The organism is Siminovitchia fortis (assembly GCF_007681465.1).
In the GTDB taxonomy this organism is placed as follows: domain Bacteria; phylum Bacillota; class Bacilli; order Bacillales; family Bacillaceae_C; genus Siminovitchia; species Siminovitchia fortis.
The window spans coordinates 80,277-91,650 of sequence record NZ_VEKZ01000008.1; the positions used below are offsets into that span (position 1 = coordinate 80,277).

The 11,374-nt window shown below is 45.2% G+C and carries 10 protein-coding genes; 1 reads left to right on the plus strand and 9 read right to left on the minus strand.

Annotated features, from left to right (window positions below; all coding sequences use genetic code 11):
* Nucleotides 1–134: 134 nt before the first annotated feature.
* The 4 genes from FS666_RS04795 to FS666_RS04810 all read right to left on the minus strand — a co-directional run bounded on the left by FS666_RS04795 (nucleotide 135) and on the right by FS666_RS04810 (nucleotide 3,833).
* A complete protein-coding gene (locus tag FS666_RS04795; protein ID WP_120069901.1) occupies nucleotides 135–623 on the minus strand; it encodes a PTS sugar transporter subunit IIA in 489 nt (162 codons plus the stop codon).
* 31 nt (nucleotides 624–654) lie between these two features.
* Nucleotides 655–1,575, minus strand: coding sequence for a DUF7916 family protein (locus FS666_RS04800; protein WP_144460771.1), 921 nt, complete (start codon nucleotides 1,573–1,575; stop codon nucleotides 655–657).
* Between the two features lie 78 nt (nucleotides 1,576–1,653).
* The gene (gene nagE / locus FS666_RS04805) at nucleotides 1,654–3,042 is read right to left on the minus strand and encodes an N-acetylglucosamine-specific PTS transporter subunit IIBC (protein WP_120072915.1); all 1,389 of its coding nucleotides are present in this window, start codon (nucleotides 3,040–3,042) and stop codon (nucleotides 1,654–1,656) included.
* A gap of 68 nt (nucleotides 3,043–3,110) precedes the next feature.
* Complete coding sequence (locus FS666_RS04810; RefSeq protein ID WP_120072913.1) at nucleotides 3,111–3,833, minus strand: GntR family transcriptional regulator; 723 nt, start codon at nucleotides 3,831–3,833, stop codon at nucleotides 3,111–3,113.
* Between FS666_RS04810 and FS666_RS04815 the strand changes: the two genes are divergently transcribed.
* Nucleotides 3,832–4,164 (plus strand): hypothetical protein, encoded by a 333-nt coding sequence (locus FS666_RS04815; RefSeq protein ID WP_120072910.1) that lies wholly within the window; start codon nucleotides 3,832–3,834, stop codon nucleotides 4,162–4,164. The genes FS666_RS04810 and FS666_RS04815 overlap by 2 nt on opposite strands.
* On the opposite strand, the gene FS666_RS04820 is transcribed toward FS666_RS04815, so the two are convergent.
* The 5 genes from FS666_RS04820 to murQ all read right to left on the minus strand — a co-directional run bounded on the left by FS666_RS04820 (nucleotide 4,161) and on the right by murQ (nucleotide 11,305).
* Nucleotides 4,161–5,051 (minus strand): MurR/RpiR family transcriptional regulator, encoded by an 891-nt coding sequence (locus tag FS666_RS04820; RefSeq protein WP_186306457.1) that lies wholly within the window; start codon nucleotides 5,049–5,051, stop codon nucleotides 4,161–4,163. The two genes, FS666_RS04815 and FS666_RS04820, sit on opposite strands and share 4 nt — an antisense overlap.
* Before the next feature lie 280 nt (nucleotides 5,052–5,331).
* Nucleotides 5,332–6,585 (minus strand): exo-beta-N-acetylmuramidase NamZ family protein, encoded by a 1,254-nt coding sequence (locus FS666_RS04825; protein ID WP_144460770.1) that lies wholly within the window; start codon nucleotides 6,583–6,585, stop codon nucleotides 5,332–5,334.
* Nucleotides 6,586–6,604: 19 nt separating this feature from the next.
* Entirely contained in the window at nucleotides 6,605–8,710 is a 2,106-nt protein-coding gene (locus tag FS666_RS04830; RefSeq protein ID WP_120072903.1) for a glycoside hydrolase family 3 protein, read from the minus strand.
* Between the two features lie 366 nt (nucleotides 8,711–9,076).
* Complete coding sequence (locus tag FS666_RS04835; protein WP_144460769.1) at nucleotides 9,077–10,456, minus strand: PTS transporter subunit EIIC; 1,380 nt, start codon at nucleotides 10,454–10,456, stop codon at nucleotides 9,077–9,079.
* 21 nt (nucleotides 10,457–10,477) lie between these two features.
* Nucleotides 10,478–11,305 (minus strand): N-acetylmuramic acid 6-phosphate etherase, encoded by an 828-nt coding sequence (gene murQ, locus FS666_RS04840; protein ID WP_144460813.1) that lies wholly within the window; start codon nucleotides 11,303–11,305, stop codon nucleotides 10,478–10,480.
* Nucleotides 11,306–11,374 lie beyond the last annotated feature (69 nt).

The window sequence follows — 11,374 nt, forward strand, 5'->3', positions numbered from 1 at the left end:
TTTATGCACCCAATCCAAGGTCCTCATGCTGTGCAAAATGAAGGCACCCATCACAGTTGAAACAGGAGCAAACAGCACGTCGATCCAATCAGGGTTAACACGGCATCCCTTATATGCCGACTCATCGTTGTCCCCTATTTTCCCCGTACGTTCATAAGTACTGTTTCCCCAGGAATAGCTTGCTCAGCAAGGTGCAGCTCCAGCTCCTCCACCGCTTCACCGTTTGTGATCACAAGTGGAGTGATCGGACTTTTTGCTTTTTCCTCAACCAGTTCCAGTGAAAACTCAAGCAGCAGTTGTCCGGCCTCAACTTTGGTCCCTTCCTCTACATATACCCGGAAGCCTTCTCCTTTCATCATGACCGTATCCAAGCCGATGTGAAGCAGGAGTTCAACCCCCTGTCTGGTACGAAATCCCAAGGCATGTTTAGTAGGAAAAATTTGGACCAGCTCTCCATCCACCGGGGAAACAACTTTTCCGCCGGCAGGAATAATGGCCAGGCCATCTCCCATCATCTTTTCCGCGAACACAGGATCGGGAACTTCCGCCAGGGGAATCACCTTTCCTTCCAATGGCGCTTTTACCTCTAGTTCTTTTTTTGTTTTAAACAAGTTCTTTAGCATGTTCTGACTCCTTTCTTGTTGAACAGCCTGATTACCGTAAGGGTGAAGCTGCCATGCGCCTGAACGTATGCCTTTTTCCCCGGATGGCGATGGAGTAGGCAAAAATGTTTTCAGGCACGGCAACCCCATGATAACCGGCATCGCCAAGATGATGCACATCTGCCCCGGCCATTTTGGCGTGAAGGGCAATTTGCCGGATGGTTTGTTCATCTGCCCCTTCCTGACTGGTTCCAATCGTTGTCATCACTAAGGCGCCCTGTTGGTGAATATAGGCGATTTGTTCCTGTAATGCTGCTGCCGTTATCCCCGGCACTGTGCCTGGGGCCGGAAGCAGGATGATATCAGCTCCTGCTTCGATAAATGATTGGACTGCATTCTGCGAAAAAATATCCTCGCTGCTCTCCCCGGCCACCCCGGCACCGTGCATTTTGCCCGCAATGATTAACATGTCTGCACCCAGCACTTCCCTGGACAAACGAACCGCTCTAGTGATCTGTTCCTTCGTTACGCCTGTTTTAGGATTTCCGGTCAGACAGATAAAATCAAACCCAAGTTTAATGACTTTTTCCAACGTCTTTTTCGTCGGTGTTCTTCCCTCCGGGAGGGTGACCAATTGTTCCAATGCCTTGGCTGAGGGATCGACAGGCTCCAGGTTTACCCCCACCGGACGGCCAATCAGCCGTTTTAATCTGGTGACAATTTCCTCCGGCCGCTCCGTTTCAATGCCTTGGATCAGCGGCTGAAACAGGTCAAAGAAGTTTAGCAGCACCATATCCGCGCCAAAGGCAGCTGCCACCTCGGCATTGCTGGCACCAGGAGGATAGAGCGGTTGAAATGCGCCGATTACTTCTGACAGCACAACCCTGCCTTCTGAAGCTTTGATCGCCTGAACCAGGGCGCGTCCTCCCATTTGTGCGAAGTCAGTGGCTGTACAATCCAGCAATCTTTTCATGAAGAGCCTCCTTTTCATATTAGGCAAGACCAAACCCTTGATTTCCATACCAAGAGTTTGGTGTGCGTTTACGGGAGCTTATGGTTCCTTTTTACTCTGTTTCATCGCATTGGCGAGGAATTCCACATCGGTGCCAATGATCACTTGCAGGCTGGTCGGCCCTACTTTCAGCACTCCTTTGGCCCCCAGATTTTTTAGTTCGGCTTCGTTTACCTTGCTCATATCCTTGAGCTCCAAGCGCAAGCGAGTGACACAGTTGTCAATGTTGGCAATATTTTCTTTGCCGCCGAGCTCTTCCAGGTACTGTACAGCCAGCTTATCGTATTCTTTAATACCGCTCGCCGCATATTCATCCGGATTGGCATCGACACCCTCCTCGCCATCGTCTTCCCGGCCCGGGGTTTTGAGATTAAGCTTTTTGATCAGGAAGTAGAAGACAAAGAAGTAAATCGCCGCAAATACGAGACCTACCGGGATGAGCAGTGCCGGCTTGGTGGCAATCCCATAGTTAAGCAAATAGTCGAATGCTCCCGCAGAGAAAGTGAACCCGTGAAGAATCCCCAGCGAATAGACGACCACGGCAGCAATCCCCGTCAAGATGGCGTGAACAGCGTAAAGTAATGGAGATAAGAACATGAAAGCGAATTCAATTGGCTCCGTAATCCCAGTCAGGAACGAGGTTAACGCCAAGCTGATAAACATCCCTGCCAGCGCTTTTCTTTTTTCCTTCCTGGCGGCATAATACATCGCCAGACAGGCTGCCGGCAGAGCAAACATCATAATCGGGAAGAAGCCGGCCATAAAAATTCCCGCGTCGGGATCTCCGGCGAAAAAGCGGTTCAAGTCACCTGTTTTCCCGTTATACTCACCAAAGATAAACCAGACGATACTATTGATCACATGGTGCAATCCAACCGGGATCAGCAAACGGTTCAGCATGCCAAAGACACCAACACCCAAAGCGCCTGCACCAATAATCCACTCCCCGACAGAGTCGATGACGGCTTGAATCGGAGGCCACACAAAGCCAAAGATTAAGGCCAACACAATCATGACCCACGAGGTGAGAATGGGGACAAAGCGCCTTCCGCCAAAAAACGCGAGCCAATCAGGCAGTTTCACATTGTGATAACGATTGTACAGCATTCCTGCTGTAATCCCCGAAATAATTCCACCCAACACAGACATATCGATCGTTTCATTAATTGCTTTTGCCCCATAGGTCAACACGAAATACCCAACGGCTCCCGCCAAAGCTGCTGATCCGTGACTATCCTTGGCAAAACCAACCGCCACTCCGATGGCAAAGATCAAAGGCAGGTTATCAAAAATGGCTCCACCGGTAGCAGCGACAAAGGGAATATCCAGCAAATCATCTTGCCCCAGGCGCAGCAGGATTCCGGCTGCGGGCAAGACAGCGACAGGCAGCATCAGTGACTTCCCGATACGTTGTAAAAACGCTAACATATGATTGCTCCTCTCTTCCTTTTTTTAAAATAGCTCAGCCAGTGGGATTGGCCTTGCCACTTTTTCCCCTATCTATGAATATTTATGATAAATTTATAGCGATCAGCACGATAAATGGACTTCACCACTTCAAACGGCTGGCCGTTTTTCAGCCGGGTGTAACGCTTCATTAAGAGTACCGGCGCGCCTTCTTTAATCTCCAGAATCTCGCTTTCCCGCTTCCGGGCCACTGAAGCCTCCAACACTTGCGTCCCCTGGCCAATGTCCAGCTGCAAAGTATGTTCAATATATTGATATAAAGAGTGCCTGACGGTCTCTTCTTTGATGTCTCCAAGTATTTGCTGCGGCACATATGAAGATTCCAGCGCCATCGGAATGCCATCAGCCAAGCGTACCCGCTCCATTTTGAAAACATTTTCCCCTCGATCCAATTGCAGCTGATTGCGCACATCAGCCGGTGGATCCATTAATGAAAATTCAAGCAATCTCGTAGTGGGCACCAATCCTCTCGCCTGCATATCCTCCGTAAAACTGGTTAATCCCTGCAGCTTCTGCTCCAGCTTCTCTTCGGCGACAAACGTGCCTTTTCCGCGCTGCCGAACGAGATAGCCATCCTTCACGAGATTATTAATCGCTTGGCGTACCGTCATTCTGCTAATATTAAACCTTTCCGAATACTCCCTTTCCGAAGGAATCATATCCCCTGGCTTCAACTTCTTCCCTTCGATTAATTGCTTAATCTCTGCTTCTAATTGGTAGTAGATGGGGATAGGTGAATTTTTATCGATCATGGGTTCCATTCCTTTTATGTCTGAATTTAAAAATGAAATCGATTTCAAAATTATTTTATCGCATAGTGGACCAAATGTCTATACCAGTTGGTTGATGAGGCAGGATAAAATTTTCTGGCTGAAGGTTAGCAAGGAAAAATATGAAGGCCGTTTATCAAAGAAAATGAAAGATTCATATAAAGATTACCGCCAAGTATTCCACACAAGTATAATTCGCAGCGGACGAGATTCATATTCACGGAAAGAGGATTGCCCCTCTTGCGGCGATCCTCTTTACATTCAAACACAAGATTCCTTCACATTTACAAGTATTATTGCACTCGCCTCTTAATATTTGCCCACATTGTTTTTACCGGATCCAATACTTTTTCGCAACGTATGGATTGCCTCTCTCGTTCCATCAATATAAGTCATTACTTCATCATACTGCTCTGATGCTACGCACATAAAGAGAATATCTATCGCATGAAGCTGGGCGATCCTGGATGATGTGGCACCGCTGCGAAAAGCAGGCTCTCTCGTTGCTGATGTATAAAGTCTGAAACCAGCTTGTTCCGATACGAGTGAAGTTCCATATTTAGTAAGACTGACTGTTTTTGCCCCTTGCTTATTTGCCAGTTCAAGAATTTTCGCTACTTCAAATGTTTCGCCTGAAAAAGAGATCCCGAAGACGACATCATTTTCCTGGGCATTGGCAACAATTGTTGCGGCCATATGAGTGTCAGTAAATGCGGTTGCATGCTTATTAATGCGCAGGAATTTTTGTTGTGCGTCTTGCGCAATAATACTTGACGCTCCTACACCAAAAAAATGAAGTGAATTTGCCTTGCGAATCGCATTAACAACCTTTGCAAGTTCATCTATGTTTATTAACTCGGCTGTTTCCCGGAGTGTTTGAATACTATTAAAAGTCATCTTTTCAATGATAGAGTATTTTGATTCGTTTGGTTCAACCTCACGAAATTCCAAAGGTTTTTCTTTTTGTAAATCGCCGGCAATTCTTAGCTTTAATTCTTGGAACCCTTTTAGATCAAGTGATTTGCATAGCCTGATCACGGCTGCACTGCTCGTTTTACTTTTCCTGCCAAGCTCGTTTGCTGTCATTGAAACCGCCTCTTGAGGATTCTCCAAAATAAATCTGGCAATTTTTTGTTCCGAAGGAGGGAGCTTCTCTACCATTTCAGAGAGCATCATTAGGCCACCCATAGAGAATGACATTCCTCTTCACCTCGCTTTTTGCTATTTATCATTGATATTGTTTAGCAACAGAAACAGCGCATGCTGCCGGTGAAAGTAAATACATCATCATGCCAATTTTGCAGGGTAGCTTGAATTGTATGTAAACATCAGACAGATATTCAATCAACAAGACTTTCCCTTGGCCAATGTACACTCTCATTTTATATACATTTGCATAAAAAATAAATTAACACTTATTGATCTTTAGAAGAAAAGACTGCCTGAAGCCCCTCATATGCCAGCTTCGGCAGCCTTTCTTTTAATAGAGTAAATACTTTTTTCTTGTTTTCTTGAAGTCTCTTAAATCCCCTTCCCATCGTGACTTCATTTCCTCAACGGACATGCCATCTTTAATGCCTTGGGCAATCCAGTCGTTTCCAATTAAATTGTTGAAGAACGGTGTTAAAGTTACTTGGTCGGGGTACAAGTCATAAATCGTCTTGACAATATGCAACCCTGATTCAACAGGCTCGTAAGCATCGCGGTCTGTTACGTGGATTTGGATGCCATGGGAGAGTTTCCCGCTATGTTTTGAAATACTCGGTGTAAATGATGCAGCACGGAATATTACTCCCGGCAAATGCAGTGCATTTAACCGCTTTGCGAGTTCTGTACTGTTAATGAAAGGAGCCCCAATGAATGCGAATGGTTTCGTTGTTCCCCTTCCTTCTGAAACATTTGTACCTTCAATCAGCGCAGCCCCGGGATAAACGAGTGCTGTGTCCAGTGTTGGCATGTTCGGGGAAGGAAGCACGAATGGCAATCCTGTTTCGTCATAATATGATTTTCGTTTCCAACCTTTCATCTCTACGACGGTCAAATCAGCATGGATGCCAAATTCCTCATTAAAAAGCTTTGCCAGTTCCCCGACTGTCATTCCATGGCGAAGCGGAATGGCATACTGGCCAACGAATGAAGCAAATTCCGGGTCAAGTACAGGTCCTTCCACTTTCGTTCCGCCGAGCGGGTTTGGCCTATCCAACACAATAAAAGGAATATTATTTTCCTTAGCTGCTTTCATTGCAAGAGCCATCGAATATATATACGTGTAGAAACGGGTTCCTACATCTTGAATATCAAACAAAAGCACATCTACGTTTTCAAGCATTTCCGGCGTCGGCTTGCGTGTTTGTCCATACAGGCTGTACACAGGCAGCCCTGTCACATCATCGACGTAAAACTCTACATATTGGCCGGCTTGTGCATCTCCGCGCACGCCGTGTTCAGGACCATAAAGGGCCGTTAGCGTAACTTCCGGATCGTTATAAAATAGGTCTACGATGCTGTTTAAGTTCTGATCCACACCTGTCGGATTCGTGATTAGCCCCACTTTTTTACCTTTAATCAAATCCTTTTTTTCGTTTAGCAGCACCTCTACGCCAAGGGCAAACTTATTTTTATTTTTGCCTTTATCCTGAGACTTCCCGTTTCCTTTATCATGATCTGCAAACACGACGGATAATGACGACAGGACCAGCATTGCAGTCAAAATGGATAGGATCCATTTTTTCACATTTCTCTCCCCTTTTCGGTTAGTAGGTTAAACCATGTCCAAAGCCGTACAAAATGCCGCCTGCGTAATTAGGAATGGTTACAGGCAATTTTCCGGCCGGTGCAATCTCGCCAAAGATGACAGATGACGCTGCTTTGAAGCTTGCAGTTCTAAAGCTGTATTGTGCCAAATAGGCATCGACATTCGGATAGGCCATAATGTCATAAGGATTGCGGATTCCAACTGCAATGACAGGCGCATTGGCTTCATCAACTAACTGGTTGACCATCTGCATTTGAGCATCAGAAGGCAATCTTTGTGCAACGGTTGATGTAGTCGTGCCTACGATGACAGCTTTTGCGCCTTCTACCTGATCCAACTGGGCTTTTGTAAGCGGATTGCCCGTTTTTATTAAAAGTGTGTTTTTATGTTTCTCCTTCACAGCATTAAAAAGTTCTTCAATATAAGAGTTTCCGACGACAACAATTAGTTCGCCGGCAGCAGGCGCCAAAGGCAGTACATTTTCATTTTTTATTAATGTAACGGATTTTTCAGATGCTTCTCCTTCAACTTGTTTATGCTCTTCGGACCCTACAACTTGAAGTGCTGTTGCAATTTTCTCCTCTATTGGCTGTGGATTTTCCTCTTTAAGAATGCCACGTTTGAGTTTCAAAGCCAAAATTCTTTTTACTGATGCTTCGATACGCTCTTCTGGTATTTCACCGGATCTGACGGCTTCATATAATCCATTAGCTGCACTTTCTAATCCGACCGGCATCAAAACAATGTCCGTTCCTGCATTGACCGCCCGAATAACCGCTTCAACCGATCCGAAATGATCGGTAATTGCCTGCATGTTCAGGGCATCAGTTGTAATGACTCCCTCATAGCCCATTTCCTCCCTCATCAGTTCGGTTAATACTTTATAAGATAATGTTGCGGGAAGATGAATCTCTTTTCCATCCTTTTGGGAGATGACCTTCGTACCATCGATTTTCGGAAAAGTGACATGGGCAGTCATAATCATATCAACGCCGGCATCCATTCCCTTTTGGAAAGGATAAAGCTCCACCTGTTTAAGCCTGTCTTTATCATATGGCACTTCCGGAAGACCTAAATGTGAATCGACAGCAGTATCCCCATGCCCGGGGAAATGCTTGGCAGTGGCTGCTGTTCCTGTTCCCTGAATCCCTTTTATATAGGCGAGACCAAGCTTTGCCACCAATTCAGGAACCTCTCCGAAAGAACGAACACCGATGACAGGATTATCCGGATTATTATTAACATCGAGTACAGGAGAAAAATTTACGTTAATGCCCAGGGAGGTTAATTCTTCCCCAATCGATTTTCCAACTTTATAGGCAAGTTCTTCCGACCGGGTCGCTCCAAGCGCCATATTCCCCGGCATATCCGTGCCCGATTGGAGTCGTGTAACAACGCCCCCCTCTTGGTCAATCGTTACAAAAAGTCCATACTTTTCAGATGCAGCCTGATACTCTGAAACAAGCCGGGCTGTTTGCTCAGTCGTGACAACATTTTCCCTGAATAGAATGACGCCGCCAAGATGGTATTCTTTTACGAGCTGTTCAATTTCAGGAAGCATTTCAGTTACGTTTTTCCCTTTCCAATTTCTAAAATCGGGCATAAGCATTTGTCCAACTTTTTCTTTCATCGTCATGCTTGCAATCGCGTTGTCAATGACGCTGTAACGGCTGCCTTTTTCTTTTACAATCATCACTTTCACAGGAGGTTTTCCTTTCCCTTTCCGTGCAGCCGGATCTGGTTTTACATCAATGGCTATACGATCTGAATACGTCCCGTCGGAAACATGGATAAATGTCCGGCCTGGTTTTCCATTCGCTGTCACATGGCCATTCTCATCTACTGAAGCGACGGTTTTGTTCGAGGAACTCCACTGCAAGTTTTTTGAGGCTAACATAAAATGGCCTTCGGCATATACATGAAGAGCTTTAAGTTGAAATGCACCGCTTCCCGTTTCCGCGTCTACTTCAGGCACATTTTGAAGTATGACCAAATCCTTTATCCCCTTTTCTGTTATTGCTTCGACAACACCCGTCATAAGAGGCGAAACAAGCAAAGCTGCAATAAGAGCCGGCACGATCATAACCTTTCGTAACATTGACATTGCTCCTTTTTAATAAAAATTCCTTTATTGCATCCGCTGCAAGCCTTGCAAAATCTCTCCAAATTCCATTAAATTAAAATTGCGATTTTATTGTGGACGACGATGCCTGTCACCGTATATCGTAAAGTGGAAGGGCTTTAGTTGCATTGCTTTTGTAATATGCAAAAAGTTCAAACAATTATTTCCGCAATCCCCTATGTTACTCCCCCACTCCAATAATCCTTCCGCATGATTCCAGTTAAACCCGGGGTTTGAATTTTATGGTTCCAACTCATGAACCGGATTATTCCCTAAATAAACTGAAATCCCGAGCATGGATTATGCCTCCCAATTATGAAAGGGGGAAGAATTCCCCCTTCCCATCTTTTAAATATTATCCGCCATCTCTTCTTTAAAGCCAAACAAGTATGTGAATAGAAAACCGAATAAATAAGAAATGATCAGCCCAAAAAAATAAATGAAATACTTGTTATCTGCAATAAGCGGTATCAATGAGAGTCCAGACACACCAATTCCCAGGGCTGCCGTTTTCATGACTGCCTGGAATGCTCCGCCAAAGGCAGCACCAAGGCATGCGGTAATGAATGGACGACCGAGCGGGAGTGTGACCCCGTAAAGGAGCGGCTCGCCAATTCCGAGAAGTCCGACCGGGAGTCCCCCTTTAATAATGTTGCGCAAGCGTTGATTTTTCGTTTTTACAAAAATAGCAATCGCGGCACCAACTTGCCCGGCTCCTGCCATCGCAAGGATTGGAAATAAAGGAGTCATGCCAAATTTTTCAATAAGCTCCAAATGAATCGGTGTCAATCCATGATGGAGCCCAACCATAACGAGCGGAAGGAAGAATCCTGCGAGCAAAGCACCAGCAACAACCCCGCCAATATCGAGCACCCAATTAATTCCTGACGTAATTCCATCTGATAATACCCCGGCAACAGGAACAACTGCATAAAGCGAGAAAAATCCTACCGCCAATAAGGTAATAAGAGGAGTAAAAATAATATCGACCGAGCTTGGCATTACTGTACGAACTCTTTTTTCAACGAATGTCATAAGCCAGGCTGCAAAGATTACTCCAAAGAGACCGCCGCGTCCGACGACGAGTGGTTCACCGTAAATCGTAATTTCCGCAAGCATCGGATTAAATAAAATTGCTCCGGCAATGGCTCCTAATACAGGAGTGCCTCCAAATTCTTTCGCTGTATTCCAGCCTACTAAAATAGCAAGATACGTAAATATTCCGCTTCCAAGTAAAAGCAGTATTTGCATCCATGTGGAATCTACTCCGTAATCTGCATTTTTCGCAAAGTTAGCCAACCCATTAATGATTCCTGATGCAACAAGCCCCGGAATGAGCGGAATGAAGATATTTCCGATTCTGCGAAGGAAAAGCTTAAAAGGCGTTTTATTTTTCTGCTTTATCTTTTCCCGTTCTAGGGCGGCTTTCTCGCTAAAAGTTAAATCTCCTTCATCTGGCTGCGCTTCTTCTCCTACCGCCAGCCCCGTTTCCTTGCTTATTTCAGCAGCGATTTTGTTAACAATTCCGGGACCGACAACAATTTGCAGCGTACCATCGTGGACGACCCCCATCACCCCATCTGTTTTCTTTAAAGCAGCAATATTTGCTTTGCTGTCGTCCTTCAAAGATAAACGTAATCGCGTCATACAATGGGCAAGCCGTTGAATATTTTCTTTTCCGCCTACATTGTCCAGAATGTCATTTGCTATTCTCTGCTCTTTCTTCATTTTGATCCCCCATTCCGTCATTTATAACGCTTTACGGACAAATCCGTCTGCTGATTGCAGCTTCTTTCTGGCCTCTTCCAAGGAACATTGAAGCAAAATCATAACGATCGCTGTTTTTACATGATGTTCGGCTTTTTCGTAATATCTTTCCGCAGTCTCATAATCGACTTGGGCAGCTTCCATAATGATTCTTTTTGAGCGCTCGGCCAGTTTTACATTTGTCGCCTGAACATCGACCATCAAATTTTGGTATACCTTGCCGATTCCAATCATCGAAGCAGTTGAAATCATATTTAGCACTAGTTTTTGCGCTGTACCCGCTTTCAGACGGGTTGAGCCCGTTAACACTTCCGGGCCTGTTTCAATTTCGATTGCCAGTTGGGCATATTTGCTCATTTCGGCATTCTTGTTGCAAGAAATCGCCGCAGTCGTTGCTCCTATTTCACTTGCATAACGCAATGCCCCGATGACGTAAGGCGTTCTCCCGCTGGCCGAAATTCCAATAACCGTATCCTTTTCTGTCAGTGAAGCTGATTTCAAGTCTTCAATCCCAAGATCCGCATTATCTTCCGCACCTTCAATCGCCAATGTTAGCGCTTCCATTCCACCGGCAATAAAACCTTGCACCATTTCTGGTGAAACCCCAAATGTCGGAACACATTCAACCGCATCTAAAATTCCAAGCCGGCCGCTCGTTCCTGCACCTATATAAAACAATCGCCCCCCCGCTTGAAAAGATCGAATGACAGCTTGAACGACTGGTTCAATTTGATCTATTTCCTTCTTAATTGCCTGTGGGACATTTAAATCTTCCTTATTCATTGTCAGAAGAATATCCTTCATCGTCATTTCATCTGTATATGGTAATCTAAAAATGAACCACAATCGCACTTGAAAATTGAACCACTTCAATAGAAA

What these genes read in the sequence shown, in the direction of transcription:
- FS666_RS04815 (WP_120072910.1), top strand. Translation starts at nt 3,832, where the DNA reads ATGGGTTCCATTCCTTTTATGTCTGAATTTAAAAATGAAATCGATTTC.
- FS666_RS04835 (WP_144460769.1), bottom strand. Translation starts at nt 10,456, where the DNA reads ATGAAGAAAGAGCAGAGAATAGCAAATGACATTCTGGACAATGTAGGC.
- nagE (WP_120072915.1), bottom strand. Translation starts at nt 3,042, where the DNA reads ATGTTAGCGTTTTTACAACGTATCGGGAAGTCACTGATGCTGCCTGTC.
- murQ (WP_144460813.1), bottom strand. Translation starts at nt 11,305, where the DNA reads ATGACGATGAAGGATATTCTTCTGACAATGAATAAGGAAGATTTAAAT.
- FS666_RS04820 (WP_186306457.1), bottom strand. Translation starts at nt 5,051, where the DNA reads ATGTCATTCTCTATGGGTGGCCTAATGATGCTCTCTGAAATGGTAGAG.
- FS666_RS04810 (WP_120072913.1), bottom strand. Translation starts at nt 3,833, where the DNA reads ATGATCGATAAAAATTCACCTATCCCCATCTACTACCAATTAGAAGCA.
- FS666_RS04830 (WP_120072903.1), bottom strand. Translation starts at nt 8,710, where the DNA reads ATGTCAATGTTACGAAAGGTTATGATCGTGCCGGCTCTTATTGCAGCT.
- FS666_RS04795 (WP_120069901.1), bottom strand. Translation starts at nt 623, where the DNA reads ATGCTAAAGAACTTGTTTAAAACAAAAAAAGAACTAGAGGTAAAAGCG.
- FS666_RS04800 (WP_144460771.1), bottom strand. Translation starts at nt 1,575, where the DNA reads ATGAAAAGATTGCTGGATTGTACAGCCACTGACTTCGCACAAATGGGA.